The organism is Niabella sp. (assembly GCF_030150205.1).
GTDB lineage: Bacteria > Bacteroidota > Bacteroidia > Chitinophagales > Chitinophagaceae > Niabella.
Genome location: NZ_JASLGT010000027.1, coordinates 222067 through 240399, shown reverse-complemented (window position 1 = coordinate 240399; position 18333 = coordinate 222067). Strand labels below are relative to the sequence as shown.

17 protein-coding genes are annotated in these 18333 nt (G+C 45.5%); 15 read left to right on the top strand and 2 right to left on the bottom strand.

Annotated features, from left to right (window positions below; translation table 11 throughout):
- Nucleotides 1–104 precede the first annotated feature (104 nt).
- From Q1V85_RS21120 to Q1V85_RS21105, 4 genes are all read left to right on the top strand, one after another.
- Nucleotides 105–3113 carry a TonB-dependent receptor gene (locus Q1V85_RS21120; RefSeq protein WP_300602863.1) on the top strand — a complete coding sequence of 1003 codons (3009 nt, stop codon included), beginning with the start codon at nt 105–107 and terminating at the stop codon, nt 3111–3113.
- 30 nt (nt 3114–3143) lie between these two features.
- A complete protein-coding gene (locus Q1V85_RS21115) occupies nt 3144–4718 on the top strand; it encodes a RagB/SusD family nutrient uptake outer membrane protein (RefSeq protein WP_300602860.1) in 1575 nt (524 codons plus the stop codon).
- Between the two features lie 16 nt (nt 4719–4734).
- Complete coding sequence (locus Q1V85_RS21110) at nt 4735–5514, top strand: SusE domain-containing protein (RefSeq protein ID WP_300602857.1); 780 nt, start codon at nt 4735–4737, stop codon at nt 5512–5514.
- A gap of 105 nt (nt 5515–5619) precedes the next feature.
- A complete protein-coding gene (locus Q1V85_RS21105; RefSeq protein ID WP_300602855.1) occupies nt 5620–7542 on the top strand; it encodes a beta-L-arabinofuranosidase domain-containing protein in 1923 nt (640 codons plus the stop codon).
- 17 nt (nt 7543–7559) lie between these two features.
- Here Q1V85_RS21105 and Q1V85_RS21100 read toward each other — a convergent pair whose 3' ends face one another.
- Both Q1V85_RS21100 and Q1V85_RS21095 read right to left on the bottom strand, forming a co-directional pair.
- Nucleotides 7560–8387: a hypothetical protein gene (locus Q1V85_RS21100; protein ID WP_300602853.1), complete on the bottom strand. Its 828-nt coding sequence runs from the start codon at nt 8385–8387 to the stop codon at nt 7560–7562.
- Between the two features lie 85 nt (nt 8388–8472).
- Nucleotides 8473–9300, bottom strand: coding sequence for a phytanoyl-CoA dioxygenase family protein (locus Q1V85_RS21095; RefSeq protein WP_300602851.1), 828 nt, complete (start codon nt 9298–9300; stop codon nt 8473–8475).
- Between the two features lie 125 nt (nt 9301–9425).
- Here Q1V85_RS21095 and Q1V85_RS21090 point away from each other — a divergent pair, with 125 nt between their 5' ends.
- The 11 genes from Q1V85_RS21090 (at nt 9426) to Q1V85_RS21040 (ending at nt 18331) form a co-directional block, all read left to right on the top strand.
- Nucleotides 9426–10280 (top strand): AraC family transcriptional regulator, encoded by an 855-nt coding sequence (locus tag Q1V85_RS21090; RefSeq protein WP_300602849.1) that lies wholly within the window; start codon nt 9426–9428, stop codon nt 10278–10280.
- A gap of 129 nt (nt 10281–10409) precedes the next feature.
- Entirely contained in the window at nt 10410–11189 is a 780-nt protein-coding gene (locus Q1V85_RS21085) for a C1 family peptidase (RefSeq protein WP_300602846.1), read from the top strand.
- Between the two features lie 146 nt (nt 11190–11335).
- The gene (locus Q1V85_RS21080) at nt 11336–12451 is read left to right on the top strand and encodes a C1 family peptidase (RefSeq protein ID WP_300602843.1); all 1116 of its coding nucleotides are present in this window, start codon (nt 11336–11338) and stop codon (nt 12449–12451) included.
- 28 nt (nt 12452–12479) lie between these two features.
- Nucleotides 12480–12848, top strand: a complete 369-nt coding sequence (locus Q1V85_RS21075; protein WP_300602840.1) for a hypothetical protein — start codon at nt 12480–12482, stop codon at nt 12846–12848.
- Nucleotides 12849–13065: 217 nt separating this feature from the next.
- A complete protein-coding gene (locus Q1V85_RS21070; protein ID WP_300602838.1) occupies nt 13066–13374 on the top strand; it encodes a protease inhibitor I42 family protein in 309 nt (102 codons plus the stop codon).
- A gap of 339 nt (nt 13375–13713) precedes the next feature.
- Nucleotides 13714–14157: a 50S ribosomal protein L13 gene (gene rplM / locus Q1V85_RS21065; RefSeq protein WP_300602835.1), complete on the top strand. Its 444-nt coding sequence runs from the start codon at nt 13714–13716 to the stop codon at nt 14155–14157.
- Between the two features lie 49 nt (nt 14158–14206).
- Entirely contained in the window at nt 14207–14596 is a 390-nt protein-coding gene (gene rpsI, locus Q1V85_RS21060) for a 30S ribosomal protein S9 (protein ID WP_300602832.1), read from the top strand.
- Between the two features lie 48 nt (nt 14597–14644).
- Nucleotides 14645–15556, top strand: coding sequence for a 30S ribosomal protein S2 (rpsB, locus tag Q1V85_RS21055; protein ID WP_300602829.1), 912 nt, complete (start codon nt 14645–14647; stop codon nt 15554–15556).
- Nucleotides 15557–15760: 204 nt separating this feature from the next.
- Entirely contained in the window at nt 15761–16597 is an 837-nt protein-coding gene (tsf, locus tag Q1V85_RS21050) for a translation elongation factor Ts (RefSeq protein WP_300602827.1), read from the top strand.
- 503 nt (nt 16598–17100) lie between these two features.
- Nucleotides 17101–17676, top strand: a complete 576-nt coding sequence (locus Q1V85_RS21045; RefSeq protein WP_300602824.1) for an RNA polymerase sigma factor — start codon at nt 17101–17103, stop codon at nt 17674–17676.
- Nucleotides 17636–18331 (top strand): hypothetical protein, encoded by a 696-nt coding sequence (locus tag Q1V85_RS21040; protein ID WP_300602820.1) that lies wholly within the window; start codon nt 17636–17638, stop codon nt 18329–18331. Before Q1V85_RS21045 ends, Q1V85_RS21040 begins: the two co-directional genes overlap by 41 nt.
- The last annotated feature ends 2 nt before the right edge of the window (nt 18332–18333 follow it).

The window sequence follows — 18333 nt, the reverse complement described above, 5'->3', positions numbered from 1 at the left end:
ACCCTTTGTGTACTTTGTACACATAATGATGTACTTTTGACATTGTATTTTTCAATTAACGTGTATCAGGTACACGATTGATATAAAATAATAATTGTTTGTCTATGTACATGAGAAAATTGTTTGCAGCATTACCTGCACTGCTTCTGCTGTTGTTATTTCCGGTAATTGCCAGTGCCCAAACCCATACCATTAGCGGTACTGTTTCCGACTCCAAAACAGGAGAGCCGCTTGCAGGAGTTACCGTTTCAATTGCGGGCCGTTCACTGGCTACTTTAACGGACTCCAGTGGTACCTATCGCATTATTGCAGGGAACACGCCGGGTGCCCTGCAGTTTTCATTTATCGGCTATGCGCCCCAAACGGTGAAAATAACGGGGAATGTATTGGATGTATCCCTTGTGCCGGAAATTGCCAACCTGGAGAATGTAGTGGTGATCGGGTATGGTACTGTAAAGAAAAAGGATCTTACAGGAGCCGTAACCACCATTGGTTCAAAAGACTTTAACCAGGTGCCGGCTGCTACGCCCGAGCAATTGATTGCCGGAAAAGTAGCCGGTGTGCAAATTACTTCCAACAGCGGTGCACCCGGCTCCGGAAGTACCATCCGTGTTCGTGGCGGTGCTTCTTTATTTGCCAGTAATGATCCGCTGATCGTGCTGGATGGTGTGCCGCTTAACAATGATGTGTTGTCGGGTTCGCCCAATCCTTTGTCATTAATTAATCCAAGTGATATTGAGTCGTTTACGATTCTGAAAGATGCATCAGCCACGGCTATTTATGGTTCAAGGGCCTCCAATGGTGTCATTATTATTACTACCAAAAAAGGGAAATCGGGGAAACCGGTTATTAATTTCAATACACAATTCACCGTATCAAAACTGGCGAAATATGCATCGGTGCTCTCTGCTGATGCATTTAGGAACTATGTGCAATCGCACGGCGATGCATCACAGGTTGCTATGCTGGGTAATGCCAACACGAACTGGCAAAAGGAAATTTATCAAACGGGTATCGGGTCTGATAATAATTTAAGTATTTCCGGAACGGCAGCGAAAGGAAAGTTGCCCTATCGTTTTTCTGCAGGATATCTAAAACAAAAAGGGGTACTCAAAACCAGCGACCTGGAACGGAAATCATTTGGGTTCAACCTCAACCCATCCCTGCTTGATAATCATTTAAAGATTGATGTAAATGTAAAACTGGCGAAAACTGATTCAAGGTTTGCCAATACAGATGCCATCGCTGCTGCGGTGAACTTCGATCCGACCAAACCGGTTTATTCTGGTAGCAACCGTTATAACGGTTATTATGAGTGGCTGGATCCCGATGCTTCATCTGCCACCGGTTTCAAAACATTGGCGCCCCGCAATCCGCTGGGGTTATTGTTAGATTACAACAACGAGGGAAGTAATATCCGCAGTATCGGAAATATCCAGTTTGATTATAAATTTCATTTTTTACCGGAACTGAGGGCCAACCTGAACCTGGGCTATGATGTTGCGCACGGCTATGGCACGGTAACGGTTAACGATAGTGCTGCCCAGCAATACCGGCGTTACAATGATCTCAAGAGCGTACAGCATGGAGGTCAGCGAAACAAGTATTCCGGCTGGCGCGATAATGGTCTGGTAGAATTTTACCTGAACTATCTGAAAAATATCGGGATACACAGGATCGAGGCAACAGCCGGTTACGGGTACTATGATTTTGTCACCCGTAATATCAACTATCCGGATGTAACATACGATGGTACCGTTATACCCGCGAGCGTTCCAATATATATACTGGATAAACCGCGGTACACACTCATATCCTATTACGGGCGGATTAACTATAGTTTTCGGGATCGGTACCTGTTAACAGCCACTTTAAGAACGGATGGATCTTCAAAGGTAAACCCGGATAATCGTTGGGGAGTATTTCCGTCAGCAGCATTTGCCTGGAAAATAAAAGATGAAGCATTTCTGCGGTCTTCTCCGGCGATAAGTGATTTAAAATTAAGGTTGGGATACGGGGTTACCGGGCAGCAGGATGGAATTGGTAATTTTGATTATATCTCCTACTATAAGCTCAGTGAGAATACGGCACAATACCAGCTGGGTAACCAGTTTTATAGTATGTACCGGCCGGAAGGGTATTACTATAACCGGAAATGGGAACAGACCGCAACCTATAACGCCGGGATCGATTATGGTTTTGCTGATAACCGGATTTACGGAAGTTTGGATGTATACTATAAAAAGACAAAAGATCTGTTGAACGAGATTGCCCAGCCTGCAGGAACCAATTTTACCAACCGGATCGTGGCAAATATTGGTAATATGGAAAACCGTGGGTTGGAGTTTGTATTGAATGTGGTTCCGGTGCGTACACAGGATGTTACCTGGAATATTGGTTTTAATGCAACGTATAATAAAAATAAAATCACCAGGCTGACCATTGCGGATGATCCGTCGTTTGCAGGTAATGCTGCCGGCTATATTAAAGGTGGTACCGGCAATGCCGTTCAGATCCAGTCTGTAGGTTTTCCCCGTTCCTCATTTTATTTGTACCAACAGGTATATGACAATGAAGGGAAGCCGGTTGAAGGTGTATATGTAGACAGAAACGGGGATGGTATTATCAATGAAAACGATTTGCACCACTATAAGAGCCCCGATCCACAGTGGTTCCTGGGATTGAGTTCCGGGGTTACCTATAAAAAATTAAGTGCCGGTTTTAGTGCAAGGGCGAGTATTGGAAACTATGTGTATAATAACGTAATATCCGCTACCGGATTCGGTAAAAATATGATCAATCCCATTGGCGTATTGAATAATGCAACAACCGATGTATTGTATACGGACTTTGGTGGCGGTAGCGATAAGTTCCTGCTTTCTGACTACTTTATAGAAAATGCATCTTTCCTCAGAATGGATAATATTTACGTGGGCTATAGTTTTGGGAAGATCTTCAAAAAAACAGGTGATCTGAAACTAAACCTGAACGTGCAGAATGTTTTCACAATCACCAAATACAAAGGTCTTGATCCGGAAGTACCGGGCGGATTGGATTATAATTTCTATCCAAGACCGAGGACCTACGGAATGGGATTAAACCTCAATTTTTAAAACCGCTGTAATAACGATAAACGTAAACGGATGAAAAAGATATTCTTTATACTATTAATTGCAACGTTGGCGCTTTCCTGCAGTAAAAAGTTGGATCGCCTGCCAAAAAATGATGTAACTGCAGGCCAGGTGTACAATACACCGCAGGGCTATATAGAAGCTGCGGCAAAAGTATACGGCGCTTTTGCGTTAACCGGTAACAAAGGCCCGGCGGGGAATGCCGATATCAAAGGTATTGATGAGGGCACATCTGATTTTTTACGGTTGTTCTGGTGTGCGCAGGAGTTAAGTACGGATGAGGCAGTGATTACCTGGGGAGATGCGGGTCTGCAGGATTTTCACAATATGAACTGGTCTTCCAGCAATCCCTTTTTAACCGGTTTGTATTACAGGAGCATGTACCAGATTACGCTGGCCAATGATTTTATAAAGCACGCAGGTGATGCCGATCTTGCTGCGAAAGGGATCGATGGTGCAGATGCTGTCAATATTGTTCATTTTAGAAATGAAGCCCGGTTTTTAAGAGCCTATCAGTACTGGGTATTACTGGATGTTTTTGGAAACCCGCCGTTTGTTACGGAAGATTTTGTGATCGGCTCTACCACACTGCCACAGCAGATCGGCAAAGTGAAATTGTATCAGTATATAGAATCAGAACTTAAAGACCTGGAAAATCTGCTGCCCGATCCGGCTGCCGAAAATTACGGCCGGGCCAATAAAGCGGCTGTACAGGCGTTGCTTGCGCGGCTTTATCTGAATGCCGAGGCTTATACCGGCACTGCTAACTATAATGATGCAGTAGCATACTCCAAAAAGGTAATTAACGGAGGCCTTAGTCTTATAGGCGATTACCGGAACCTGATGCGGGCAGACAATGACAAGAATAAAAGTGAATTTATTTTAACCATTAACTATGACGGAAACAATACGCAGAACTATGGAGGTACTACCTTTTTAACGCATGCACCGGTTGGTGGTTCTATGAAAGCATCGGACTTCGGGATCGGAGGTGGCTGGGCCGGGCTCAGAACCACCAAAGGGTTGGTAAACCTCTTCCCTGATATCAGTGGCAACACGGATAAACGCGCCCAGTTCTGGACCGATGGTCAGTCGCTGGAGATCAGCGACCAGTCTAAGTTTGATCAGGGATATGGCATTACCAAGTTTAAAAACATAAAAATAGGAACGATGAATAGCCCCGGCAACAGTTTTGATTTTGCGGATGTCGATTTTCCCATTTTCCGGTTGGCAGAGCAATATTTAATTTATGCGGAGGCGGTTGTAAGAGGTGGCGCCGGAGGTGATGCTACTACGGCATTGGGGTATATCAATCTGCTGCGGGGCAGGGCAGGGGCAACAGCCATTTCAGCAGGCCAGCTGACCACTAATTTTATTTTAGATGAAAGGGGCAGGGAACTTTACTGGGAAGGGTTCCGGCGTACCGACCTTATCCGGTATAAACGGTTTACTACAGCTGATTATGTCTGGCCCTGGAAAGGAGGTGTTTCTGCGGGAAAGGCCGTGGAGGACTGGAGAAATATCTACCCGATTCCTTCTGCAGACAAAAACGCCAATCCGAACCTGCAGCAAAACCCCAACTATTAATCTTTAAACTGGCAATATGAAGTATTTATCAATATGCTTTTTAACCGCCCTTATGGCTCTTCTTTTTCATTCCTGCAAAAAAGATGAAACGAAGGTGGTAATGAACAATAACAAGCCTGTGCTCAGCAGCAGCAGTACGGGGCCATTAGTACTTTCAAAAGAGAATGAAGGTCTGCAGGCCGTAACATTGAGTTGGAATAATGTTGACTACGGATTTAGCGATGCGTTGAAGTATACATTGCAGGTGTCTGCAACGGACGATTTTAAGCAGGTGGCGGAGTTGAGTGTTGCTAAGGCAGATTTAAAAACCGTGCTTTCTGTGAAGATGCTCAATGCGGCGCTGCTAAAAATTACGAAGCCGGGACAAACGCAGAGCTTTTCGTTCCGGTTGAAAAGCGATGTTGGAAACGTGGTTTCAAATGTGGTTAAGATGGTAATAACTTCCTATTTGGATGTGATATATCCGTTGCCCGCCAGGCTTTTTATGGTTGGATCGGCAACTCCAGGTGGGTGGAGCAATCCTGTTCCCGACAATCAGGAACTTACTCTGGACAAGGATGCCCCAGGCGTATACAAAATAACCGTTACATTAACAGGAGGTGGTTCTTATCTCTTTCTTCCTGTTAACGGAAGCTGGGATCCGAAGTATGGGTTCGACGGAGACAATAACAAAAACAACTCATTGGGAGATAACTTTAAGCCCGGAGGCGGCGATATCATGGCGCCCGCTGCAACAGGAGCATATGAGATCAGGGTAGATTTTGTAACAGGAAAATTTAGTTTAACGAAGCAGTAAAATTATGTGATCATACGTGAAATACCCGGTATCGTAACCTCCGGGTATTTTTTATTTATACAATTGAAGCGGTTACTTGTTGTTTAATTATAAGTAATTTTAGAGATGAAGGTTTTAATAAAAGGACTATTGCTCTTGCTGCCATTTGTAGCCTCCGGACAACAAGCCCCTTTTCAGCTTCGTGCGGAAAAATTTGAAAGATTATCCTTTGGTTCAGTAAAACCCACAGGCTGGATTAAAACCCAGATGGAAAAAGATATGCAGGGCTTTGCGGGCCATCTGGATGCAATTGTGCCGGACCTGGTCAACGATCCCATTTATTCAGCGCGGCTGCATAAACACAGTAAGGCAAAGAATCTTGGCAATTTAAAAGAGGGCGATATTGGTGGAGACGACCAGTACAAATGGTGGAATTCGGAAACGCAATCGAACTGGCGCGACGGCTTTATCCGGCATGCGCTGTTGTTGGATAATGCTGCCGATAAGAAAAAGGCAAAGCAATATGTAGATCGTATACTGGCCACGCAGGACAGTGACGGGTACCTGGGTATCTATGACCCGGAATTACGGTATCAGTTTGTATCTGAGAACGGAGAACTTTGGGCAAAGACCACTTTGCTGCGCGGATTGTTGGCTTATTATGAAGCCACACAGGATAAAAGGGTTTGGAATGCTATCGTACATGCCGTGGATGATGTATTGAAACATTATCCCATCCATCATTCCAATCCTTTTTTTGCCGGGAAGGAATTTTCCGGAGGTGTGGCTCATGGACTTACATTTACGGATATCTGCGATGAAATGTATCGTCTTACGCGCGATGAAAAATACCGGGCATATGCATTGTTCCTGTATCAGAATTTTTCTGCTAATTTTTCATTTGAAAAAGATGTACAATGGGCCAGCATTTTTAATCCGCACTATAAATTATCCGGGCACGGAGTGCATACCTATGAACACCTGCGCCCGTTAACAGTGGCCGCTTTCAGTACGCAGGATCCAAAATATACGGAAGCGCTTGAAATTTATTTAAAGCGGATACAGGATGCTACAACAGTTGCGGGCGGGCCCATTGGCGATGAGTGGATTGGGGGGCGAAAGGCAAACGCCACGCAAACCGGTTACGAGTACTGCTCCTTGCAGGAGCTACTCGATAGTTATGCCGGCCTGCTGCAAAAAACAGGCACCGGCCGTTTTGGAGACCAGATCGAGAATACCTTTTTTAACGCTGCGCAGGGTGCGCGGGATCCGGAACACTCCTGTATTGCCTACCTGAAAACGGATAATTCATATGCTATGACCGGACCGTTGAACGGAGGTGCAAACGGAGACCTGAAGCAGACGCGGTATAAATATTCGCCGGCGCATAAAGATGCAGCGGTCTGCTGTGTGCCCAATGCGGCAAGGATCACACCGTATTACGTTCAAAACATGTGGATGAAGCAGGGCGATTCTGTATTAGTGGCGACCTTGCTGGGCCCCTCCCTTGTGCGAACAGCCATCAAAGGTGCAAATGTGGAAGTGCGTACAGTAACAGACTATCCGTATGGTCTGACCTTTACGTTTTCGATCCGGCAACAGCGTCCTTCGGCATTTACATTAAAAATACGAAGGCCGGATTGGGCCAGCGCTGTGGAATTGGATCAGCCTTATGAAGAAGAAGATGGGTTTATCGTGATCCGGAAAGTGTTTAAGAAAAATGACCAGATCTGCCTGAAGTGGCATACACAGGTCACGGATCGTAAAGATGCAGCAGCTGCACACTATTTTGCCTATGGTCCGCTGGTATATGCCTATCCGATTCCGGCAGTAGCCACCAAAGGAAAAGTATATACGGCTCAGTTTAAAGATTACCTGTATTCGCCGCATGAAAAAAAGGAATACGGATACATCCATAACAATGAAGCGGTATATCAACAGGGCGGTATACGAATAAAAGCCCGCGAGCAAAATTCAAATAGAATTACAACTCTTAAACTCCTTCCTATTGGTAAAACCATTTTGCGACAAGCCGCTTTTAAAGAGTGACCTTAGGAACGAGTGGGTTAGCTGGTCAATGAAGATTTGAGGTGCTCCAGTATTTTGACATTGATCGTCCACTGATCGGCCAGCGGCTGCTGGTTAACCGGGTTTACCGGCATATAGGGCACGGGGCCGGCTTCGGTGCAAATGGTAAACACGGTTCTTTGCTGCCGGTGATGGTCAAGTATCCGTTGCCACAAGGAAGTGAACCGGTTGAGGTATTGCTGATAAGCAGGCACGAAGGGATCCGGAAGCTGAGGGCCGTGCTCGTACCCCACTCTTGCATGAATGTGTTTGATATGTGGCGTAAGCCGCCCCAACGTATGCTCCTGGAAGGAAAGCATGCTTTCAGAAACGGCGCACCAATGCGAATAATCGGCAACCAATTCCAGTTCCGGAAACCGTTCTAAATATTCCGGCATCCGGTGCAGCGCATAGGAAAAACGTCCGCGGTGGGTTTCATGATAAACAGGGATTTGGTATCGTTTGGAAAAATCGGCAGCGGATTGGATCAGGGCACAGTTATCCCGGAAACTAAAATAATCCCGGCCCGTATGGGAATTAATAAAAAGCGGATCAAAGCCGGTCAGTAGTTCCAGCCGGTGAGTCATCGCCTCCTGGAATTGATTAAATGTTCCATAGTGTTCCTCCAGCACCATCTGGGCCACCACGATAAAATCCTTATGTTGCCTGCGGAGCTCCCTTAAGAGCGTGATCCAATGATGAGGATCTTGCAGTCCTCCGGGGTTGATCTCGATCCCGTGATAACCGGCGCCGATTACCTTTTGTAAAAAAGCTTCGGGTGTTAATTGTTCCTGTCCCCAATGCGGGCAGAGATATAGAACCTGCATGCCAATTTAAATTTTTTAATGGTTCATATGAAAACAACAGCCCTCAATTATTCGGCGGCTGCGTTGCAATAAAGCATCATACCGGTTAAGCCGGTTCGTATAATACCGGGTTAATAGGCGTATCAATGATTTCTCCGATTTTAGCACCGGGACACCAGGTATCCCAATCGTTCTGCTGGTTTTTGTTTTCGGGGGCTTTCAAACGCATATCACGGTCCATGTAAATAATCGTCATTACCCGGCGCATCTCATCCGTGGTATTGGCACCTGCACGATGAAACACCCATCCGGAATGAAAGCTGATCTCCCCCAGGTCAAAGGCTTCAATGACATGTTGGAAATCGGTTACCCGCAGGCGCTGCTGGATCAGGGTTTCGCTTTCATCGCCAATGGCCAGTTCCCTTCCTTCAACAATCTGGTGACTGCCGGCGCTAAATTCCAGCGGCCCCATTTCCAGGGGTGTTTCCTGTAAAGGAATCCAGGCCGTAATCGTTTTATCGGTTTGCAGCGGCCAGTAATACTGGTCTGCATGCCACGGGGTAATACCGCCGCCGCCTTCTTTAAAAAGTGCCTGATCATGGTACATCCGTACGCCTTCCACCTGCATCAGGTCGGCTGCAATTTTGCCCAACCGTTTGCTAAAGATCAGGGCCCGCACATCCTCGTTTTCACGCCACAGGTTAAACAGCTGTAAGAAGGCCTTGCCGTAGGTGTCCCGTTCTTGGAGCGTGGTTTTTATGGTATTCATTTTTGCCACCTGTTCTGAAATTACATCGCGGAAGCAGGCGATAGCTGCAGGAGAAAGTACCTGCTTTAATTTAATAAAGCGATGCGTATCATAAAAGCGGAGCTGCTCGTCAGTGAGCGCATACGGCTGTGCAAGTTCCTTGAGAATGCGTTGGGGTATTGCCATCGTTGTAAGATTTTGATATAAAATTAATGGCTTTTTGCAAGGCGCTTCATCACTATATTGACAAAATATACACTATACTTTCCTTTTCTGTAAATTTATCCAGTTAATAGTACAATATTGTATCAATGAAGCCGAGTTTTGAACATATCAACCGGATACAGGCCGGGGAGAGTTTTGTTGTATATCAGTATGAAACTTCCCACTTCCCATTTAAGTGGCATTATCATCCGGAGTATGAACTCACCCTTATTACTTCGGGATCCGGTAAGCGGCTGGTGGGCGATCATTATGCAACGTTTTCGCCGGGTGATCTTGTATTGCTGGGTGGGAACCTGCCGCATACCTGGACGAGCGAACCGGCGCGGAAACGGGCTTCGGCGGTTGTGATCCAGTTCTCGGAGGCCTTTATCACGCCCTTGCTGGAATACCCGGAATGTACCGGTATTGCCACACTGTTGCGGAAGTCTGAAAAGGGGCTTTTTTTTGACAGGCGGAAGGATATAGTAACGGAAAAAATAAAGCGACTATCAACGGCAATCGGTATGGAAAAGCTCCTGGGATTGATCGATATATTGCATCACCTGGGCAAGCTGCCGGCAATATCTTTAAGTACATCCGTTCTACCTCATACGTCAACAGATGTTGCAGAAGCGCGTATTAACAAAGTGTTTCAACATTTGTACCGGCATTATAAAAAGCCTTTGCATATCGATCAGCTTGCCCGGCTGATCCATTTGTCGCCTGGTGCATTCTGTAAGTTTTTTAAGAAAATCACCGGTAAAACATTTTCCGATTATGTAAACGATGTACGGATTGCAAAAGCCTGTACACTGCTCCTGGAAACGGACCGGAATATCACGCATATTGCTTATGAAGTGGGCTTTGAAAGCATTACTTATTTCAACAGGGTGTTCTTTAAAAAGAAGGAAATGACGCCGCGTGCATTCCGGGCCCGGTTGAAGCAATTGGAAACGGACTAAAACGGATACCGTAAAAATACGGTCTGCCCTGCGTACTATTCCTTTCGCCCGATTCAGGTATTGACATCCCTTGCATGGCGGTGTAATATTGTATCGTTAAAAAGATACACCACACCAAAAATAAATACCATGGCAAAGCCTTCTCAACAATTACCGAACCGCTCTCTGGGCTGGATACCCGATCTTCCCGATGCAAGAGATTTTCTTTATGCAGCGCCACTTAAAGTGATGCAGAAGCTGCCTGTGAAAATGGATCTGCGAAAAACCTGTCCGCCGGTGTATGACCAGGGAAGCCTGGGCAGTTGTACGGCCAATGCCCTGAGCGCGGCATTTGAGTTTGAAAAAAAGAAACTGCATAAAAAAACGTTCCGTCCCTCCCGGCTGTTTCTTTACTATAATGAACGGGTCATGATGAATACCGTACAGTCTGATAGCGGCGCCTATTTGCGTGATGGTATTAAATCGTTGAACAAACAAGGCATTTGCCCCGAGAAGGACTGGCCATATCATGAAGCGGCATTTACGCAAAAGCCCCCGGCCACCTGCTACAAAACAGCTCTGCAAAACCAGGTACTTTCATACTGGCGGGTTCCTGTGAATTTGACATCTGTTAAAGGATGCCTGGCGGAAGGGTACCCGTTCTCATTTGGTTTTACGGTGTATGAAAGTTTCATGACTAAAAAAGTTGCGGATACCGGCATCATGCCCATGCCCAATATTGCAAAGGAATCCGTAATGGGCGGCCACGCCGTATTGGCTGTGGGTTATAACGATGAATCACAAGCGGTGCTGGTGCGCAATTCCTGGAGCAAAAACTGGGGCATTAGCGGTTACTTCTGGATGCCCTATATGTATATCTCCAATCCCTCGTTCTGCCAGGACTTCTGGACCATCCGGGATGTAGAATAATTCACCTGATCATAATATCTGTACCTGCAACAGCGGTTCAACCGGTTTGAATCCGCAACAGGAGATGCATGCCCGCCGGCACCGGGTGGGAACCTGTGCTCTGTCATCAATTAAATCCCATTTTTTTAATAAGCAAAAACAAACACATGTCAAAAATCAACGTTGCGGCCATTCAGTCGTCCATCACTGAATCGGGCTTAACCTGGCAAGCCGCCAATAACGAATTTACCGCTATGACGGAGGCGGAACGTAAGTATTTCCTGGGTTTTACACCCGGTCCTCAGGAGCGGTCACTGGCGGCCCGCGAAGATGCTGCTGAAAAAGCCCTGCGGTCCTTTCAGCTCTCTGCTGCAGGGAAGGGTATCAAAAAGAAAAAAGCATTTGGATATCCGACGCTCTTTGACTGGCGCAACCGGAGCGGTCAAAATTTTGTTACTTCCATTAAGAACCAGAGTTCCTGCGGATCCTGCGTGGCTTTTGGGACCATTGCCACAGCGGAAACGGCCTACCGCATCCAGCGGGGAAATGCTGCATTGGCCATTGATTTTTCGGAAGCGCAGTTGTTTTATTGTTATGCAAAAAGCGAAGGGCGCAATTGCGCCAATGGTTGGTGGCCGGACCGGGCCCTGATTGCCTTCCGCGATAAAGGGCTGGTAGACGAAGCCTGCTTCCCGTATACACCCGGAGACCAGGCCTGCAATACCTGCAGCAATGCGGCAGACCGGCTGCTGAAAATAAGCGGCTTTACAAAGCTGACCACCACTGCCGCTATGAAAGACTGGATCAGCACCCGTGGTGCGCTGGTTGCCTGTTTTACGGTGTACACCGATTTCTTTAGCTACCGCTCCGGCATTTACCGGAGAGCCAATAACCATGTGGAAGGCGGTCACTGCGTATCCATAGTGGGCTATGATGATGTAAACCAGTGCTGGATCTGCAAAAACAGCTGGGGCGTTGGTTTTGGAGAATCCGGATTTTTCCGCATCGGTTATGGCCAGTGTGGTATCGACGCAGAAATGTATGGGGTGAATGGTATCGTGGAAACCCTGTGGACCGGAGCTCAGAAGATCATCGGCCTTTGGGCGAATGATGCGGCCAATAACGCATGGGCTTATATTGCTGATTTCGGATGGCGCAAGATTTCACCTGCCAGCGACAATATTCACCTGAACCTGCTTACGCAATGCATTTCTGCCAAGAACCGCGGAGCGGCCGTGAGTATTCACCTTACCAATGGCATCATCGACCAGATCTATAATTAAATGTTTCACCGGATTAAATAATCATACAATGAATGCAGTTAAAAAGGCATCTGCCAAAAAAACAACAAAGAAAAGTGCAACCGCTCCGGTTGCAGCGGTTACTACCACAGCGGCTGCGGCGGCTAAAAAAGCTAACGAACCTACATTGCTGCCTCCGGGCGCAGGCGGATTGACGGCCTGGAATAACAATGTAAAAATTGTGGGCACCTGGGGCATTGCAGAAAATAACAATGCATGGCTGAATGTGAGTGGTATGGGATTTCGAAGAATCAAGGAAAGCAATACCCAGGCATTACTGGCCATTTTAATGATCGGGGCACATGCACGCGATAAGAACAGTGTTGTAAATGTGCGGATCGAAGCCGATAATAAGGTTTATGAAATATACGCCTGGTAAGTAAAACAGGAAATAGAAAGGATTGCTTTCTGCTCCGGATAGAGTAAGATAGCAATCCTTGTTTTGATAGCAAAGGGCGTAAAAAGTTTATTTTAATTTTGATTTCCCGCTAATCTTCGCGGATTAAAATGCAGCGCAGATTTTCGCCGACTGATTTTGGTATTTAGCCAGGAGAAAGGCTGCCAAATAATAGTTTAAGCAACTTTTATAAACAACCATGGAAAAGAAAATTACATTAAAAGTGAACGAGGTTTTTCAGCTGCAGCTGGACAGCCTTGGAGGGGCGGGGTACAGCTGGGTAGTTACAGAAAACAATGAAGCCGTTACAGAGGTTATAGTGGGCACAGCCGGAGATAATGCAGCTGCGAAGAAGCTACCTCCCGGTGCGGCTGTAACGCTGAATGTGGCGATCCGCGGATTAAAACCGGGAAGTTCGCGCATCACGATCGTTCAAAAGCGGGTATGGGAAACGGATAAAGCACCGGCAGATACCTGCAGGATCACTGTGGTGGTAGCCGGTAAATAAAACTGCCTTGCTCTGGCATCATGCATTCACTACAGTGAGGAGGGCTGCTCCTGTTATTGGCATCGGGCTTTTCCTGTTTATTATATGAGGTCCGGTGTGTTTTAAAATTTCACCTGTTTTGACCAGGTTTTTGTGGTCCAAACAGACTTTTAACGTTCATTGGGACTATAGGATGTATTTTTTAGATCAAAATTATTGCTGATAGTCAATTAATTACAAAGGATGTGTTAAAAATACTTCCTTTTTTCGTTGTTTTTTAAGCAATACTCGTCTACCTTTGCACTCCCTTAGAAAAAGGGCCGGGGGATAGCCCGGGTCACTAAAAAATTAAATTTTAAAATGAGTAAACAACATTTCACTACGAAACATGCGAACGAGGCTACCGTGCAGCGTAACTGGTACGTTGTAGATGGTACTAATCAAACTGTAGGACGTATGTGTTCCCGTATTGCTGCTATTTTACGTGGAAAAAACAAAGCCATTTATACACCTCATGTGGATACCGGCGACTACATCATTGTGATTAACTGTGAGAAAGTAAAGCTTTCCGGTAGCAAAATGGATCAGAAAGTATATGATACCTACAGTGGTTATCCCGGCGGTCGTAAAGAGGAAACTGCATCTGATCTTCAAAAACGCCGCCCGGAAGTAATTATTGAGCGGGCTGTAAAAGGAATGCTTCCTAAAAATCGTTTGGGACGTAAAATGTACAAAAAGTTATTTGTATATGCCGGCGGTTCTCATCCGCATATTGCACAACAACCCAAAGAACTGAAGTTCTAATCATAAGTTACAAATCACATCCCAATCGGGATCAAATAAGAAATAAATAATGGAAAAGCAAAAAAATGCTGTAGGACGCCGTAAAGAAGCCATTACCCGCGTTTTCTTATCTAAGGGTACTGGTACTATTACCGTTAACGATAAAGACTATAAAAATTATTTTTCGCTGGTATATCTGCAAAACCAGGTAGATCGCCCGCTGAGAACCGTTGAAGTAGCGGATAAATTTGATGTAAAGATCACTGCTACCGGCGGAGGCGTAAAAGGCCAGGCAGAAGCAGCCATGCTGGGTATTGCCCGTGCACTGGTGGAAGTGAACGCTGAATTCCGTCCTGCTTTGAAAGCAGCTGGTTTATTAAGAAGGGATCCCCGTTCTGTTGAGCGTAAGAAATTCGGTCATAAAAAAGCAAGAAAGAGCTACCAGTTCAGCAAGCGTTAATCCTTGTATCTTCAAATTATCAATTTATCAAATTTTCAAATTAGTTAGATGGAAAATAATAATACATCCTTACAACAGCAGCTTCTGGAAGCAGGTGTACATTTCGGTCACTTAAAAAAGAAATGGAACCCTAAAATGTTGCCGTACATTTTTGCTGAGAAAAAAGGCATCCACATCATCGACTTAAACAAAACCGTAGAATGCCTGCAGGAAACTGCAGCTGCAATGAAACAAATTGCACGCAGCGGTAAGAAAATACTTTTTGTAGGTACCAAGAAACAAGCGAAAGATATTGTAACGGAGTGCGCACAAAGAGTAGGAATGCCTTATGTAACCGAGCGTTGGCTGGGTGGTATGCTTACCAACTTCAATACCGTACGTAAGTCGGTTAAGAAAATGCAGAGCATCGAAAAAATGCTGGGCGACGGTTCTTTCGACAGCATCACAAAGAAAGAGCGCCTGACATTAACCCGCGATAAAGAGAAAATGGAAAAAGTATTGGGAGGGATCGCCCAGCTGGGTCGTGTTCCTGCTGCTTTGTTCATCGTTGATATCGGTCATGAGCACATTGCACTGGCTGAAGCAAAACGCCTGGGCATCGGTACTTTTGGTGTGGTAGATACCAACGGAGATCCTAATAAAGTAGACTTTGCAATTCCTGCGAATGATGATGCTACTAAATCCATTGCCATTGTTGTAAACTACATCACTGCTGCTATTGCAGAAGGATTGAGCGAAAGACAAGCTGCAAAAGATGAGGATGTAGAAGATAATTTTGCAGACGAAAAAGAAAAACAAGCTGCAAAAATGCAGGCTGAGGCTGAAGCAGAAGCTGGCCGCGGTGGTCGTGGACGTGGAACCGGTACAGGTGCCGGTCAGGGTCAAGGCCAGGGCCAGGGTCAACGTCGCAGAACAACTACCGGTGGTGGTGGTTCAAGAGGCGGAGCTCCCAGAAGATAAATAAACGTTTAAGGTTTAAGGTTCAACGTTTGAATTTAAGGCAGGGCCTTAGTATTCAGATCCTGAATCTTAAACCTTACTCACTTTCATCCGGCGCTGTAATACATAGCCGGATTGATAACAATAAGATTCCATAAATAAGTCCGGTTTAAGATCTGAAGTGCCGAACTTCAAACCTTGAATCTCAAACTTTAAACAAAAACAATGAGTACAGTAACTATAACCGCACAGGATATTAATAAGCTGCGCCAGGCAACCGGCGCCGGTATGATGGATTGTCGTAAGGCATTAACAGAAACAAACGGTGATTTTGAAGCTGCAATTGACTGGCTGCGCAAGCAGGGTCAGAAAGTAGCGGCAAAAAGAAGCGACCGTGAAGCAAAAGAAGGTGTAGTAGTAGCACAAACTACAGCAGACAATAAGTCTGGTATCGTTGTATGTGTAAGCTGCGAAACCGACTTCGTTTCCAAAAATGAAGACTTTGTTGCTTTTGTAAAAAGCATTGCAGATACGGCAATCGCCAACGACATTAAGAGTGTTGACGAACTGAATGCTGCTGAAATCGGCGGTGCAAAGATCGCAGACCTGGTAAATGATAAACTGGCGTCTATCGGCGAAAAAATCGGTATCACCCGGTTCGAGAGAGTAGATGCTCCTTATGTGGCTGCTTATATTCATGGTGCTTATCGCATTGGTGTACTGGTAGGATTGAATAAAGAAGCTGCTGAAGTAGGTAAAGATGTGGCGATGCAGGTAGCTGCTCTTAGCCCGGTAGCAGTAGATGCGGCAAGCGTTCCTGCTGATGTGGTGGCACGCGAGAAAGCGGTGATCATCGATATCATGAAAGAAGACCCGAAGATGGCTGGCAAACCGGAAGAAATGCTGGCTAAAATTGCTGAAGGTAAAATGGCTGCATTCTTTAAAGAGCAGACCTTAACGGCCCAGGCTTTTGTAAAAGATGGCGGTAAATCTGTAGCAGATTACCTCAAAGAAAGCGGTGATGTAACCGTTACCGAATTCAAAAGAGTAGCATTAGGATAAACCTCACCGGTTTTGTAAAATAGCTTTAAGCACTCCGAAAGGGGTGCTTTTTTTATGTGCATTTCCGCGCAAATTCCTGTTATACGAAAGTGAATTATAACTTAGATCGATGTTTTCCCGTATAATGCCGATGAGATAGCCGTTTAGGCCAATGAAATTGGTCTATTACGGATCAATGTCGTTTCCTTAAGCAATTTTTATGATTGCCACAGATGCACAGATTGCGCCCGCGGCGCTTTTCTGCGACATTATTGTAGTTAAAGCCGATACCAAATCTGCGCATCAGCGGCTTTAAGGAAACGACATTGTATTACGGATATCCAATCGGTATTACCGGCTTTTTTTATTGTGGATCGATACCCCAAAAATACCTGGTGAAAGTTCAGGTGGCCTGCTTACCGGAGGTCCCCCGACCCAAAATATTGTTCATTTCTCCAGAAATCTTACTTTCTTACTGTAACAATTTTCAGTTTTTGTTATTACAAAATAAGAGGTAGACGCATTTGAATGATACTACAAACCAGGACGCATTGGTAGAACGTTGCCGTAAGGGGGATAAACAAGCCTTTTATGAGGTATACCACCGTTATGCGAAACTGATGTTGAACAGCAGTATGCGTATACTCAATAACCCGGCAGATGCGGCAGATATGGTACAGGAATCTTTTGCAATTGCATTCGACAGGCTGGAGACGTTCACGTACAAAAGTTCTTTTAAAGGGTGGTTAATGCGTATTGTGATCAATAAATCGCTTGGGTTGCTTCGGGAAAGAAAAAAAGTGCGATGGGTTGATGTGGATCTGATCGATATAGAACAGGATGTGGGAACGGAGATTCCGTATAACGGATATGCGTTTACGAATGACCAGGTAAAGGCGGCCATTGATCGGTTGCCGGAAAATTACCGGATCATTTTCACCTTATATGCAATCGACCACGTTTCGCAGGAGGAAATTGCTAAAATGCTTAAGATCAGCTATAGCAATGTGCGCACGATTTATCACCGGGCAAAAAATAAAATAAAGGAGTATTTACAAAATGAATACAGATCAAGATCCGCTGGAGCAGTGGATGAATGAAAACAGCGACTTCTTTAACGCACAGGAACCCCCAGCGATGCTCTGGCAACGGGTAAAGCATGATATAGATTCCCGGCATGAAAAACGGGCTAAAGTCCTGGTTGCGAAACCCTGGTTATATGGAGCCGCTGCGGCCATACTGGTGCTGATCCTTGGCGGCATGTTTTATTTTTCCAGGCATGGTAACACCGGTTCCGGCGGAGATCAACCGGTGGCAAAACGGGAGCCTATTGCTTCCCCTGACAGCATTGCGGAAAGACGGGAGGCAACAGTGCCGGTACCTAAAGATACCCGGCATCCGGAGAAAAGCAGCAACAAAGAACCGGAAGAAAAAGAAGAAGATGAAGCACTGTTCCATTACACCCGGCTGATTGAAATAAAACAAAACCAGCTCAATGCATTACTGCATACCGAACCGCGCTTATACAAGGCATTTGCGCAGGATATGAAGGCCCTTGAGAACTCTTATAAAGACTTAAAAGAACAGTTCCGGCAAAATGGAAACCAGGAACAATTGCTGGAGGCGATGATTGAAAACCTGAAAATGCAGACCGAATTATTAAACAGTCAGCTGGAAATCTATAAGGAACGCCGCAGGAAGGATAGCACATTAAAAGAGAATAAATCGTTCTCATTCAATGCGCGGATTTTATAACA

Excerpts from the sequence above, each read along its gene's own strand:
- Q1V85_RS21120 (WP_300602863.1), top strand. The coding sequence starts at position 105 with ATGTACATGAGAAAATTGTTTGCAGCATTACCTGCACTGCTTCTGCTG.
- Q1V85_RS21115 (WP_300602860.1), top strand. The coding sequence starts at position 3,144 with ATGAAAAAGATATTCTTTATACTATTAATTGCAACGTTGGCGCTTTCC.
- Q1V85_RS21110 (WP_300602857.1), top strand. The coding sequence starts at position 4,735 with ATGAAGTATTTATCAATATGCTTTTTAACCGCCCTTATGGCTCTTCTT.
- Q1V85_RS21105 (WP_300602855.1), top strand. The coding sequence starts at position 5,620 with ATGAAGGTTTTAATAAAAGGACTATTGCTCTTGCTGCCATTTGTAGCC.
- Q1V85_RS21100 (WP_300602853.1), bottom strand. The coding sequence starts at position 8,387 with ATGCAGGTTCTATATCTCTGCCCGCATTGGGGACAGGAACAATTAACA.
- Q1V85_RS21095 (WP_300602851.1), bottom strand. The coding sequence starts at position 9,300 with ATGGCAATACCCCAACGCATTCTCAAGGAACTTGCACAGCCGTATGCG.
- Q1V85_RS21090 (WP_300602849.1), top strand. The coding sequence starts at position 9,426 with ATGAAGCCGAGTTTTGAACATATCAACCGGATACAGGCCGGGGAGAGT.
- Q1V85_RS21085 (WP_300602846.1), top strand. The coding sequence starts at position 10,410 with ATGGCAAAGCCTTCTCAACAATTACCGAACCGCTCTCTGGGCTGGATA.
- Q1V85_RS21080 (WP_300602843.1), top strand. The coding sequence starts at position 11,336 with ATGTCAAAAATCAACGTTGCGGCCATTCAGTCGTCCATCACTGAATCG.
- Q1V85_RS21075 (WP_300602840.1), top strand. The coding sequence starts at position 12,480 with ATGAATGCAGTTAAAAAGGCATCTGCCAAAAAAACAACAAAGAAAAGT.
- Q1V85_RS21070 (WP_300602838.1), top strand. The coding sequence starts at position 13,066 with ATGGAAAAGAAAATTACATTAAAAGTGAACGAGGTTTTTCAGCTGCAG.
- rplM (WP_300602835.1), top strand. The coding sequence starts at position 13,714 with ATGAGTAAACAACATTTCACTACGAAACATGCGAACGAGGCTACCGTG.
- rpsI (WP_300602832.1), top strand. The coding sequence starts at position 14,207 with ATGGAAAAGCAAAAAAATGCTGTAGGACGCCGTAAAGAAGCCATTACC.
- rpsB (WP_300602829.1), top strand. The coding sequence starts at position 14,645 with ATGGAAAATAATAATACATCCTTACAACAGCAGCTTCTGGAAGCAGGT.
- tsf (WP_300602827.1), top strand. The coding sequence starts at position 15,761 with ATGAGTACAGTAACTATAACCGCACAGGATATTAATAAGCTGCGCCAG.
- Q1V85_RS21040 (WP_300602820.1), top strand. The coding sequence starts at position 17,636 with ATGAATACAGATCAAGATCCGCTGGAGCAGTGGATGAATGAAAACAGC.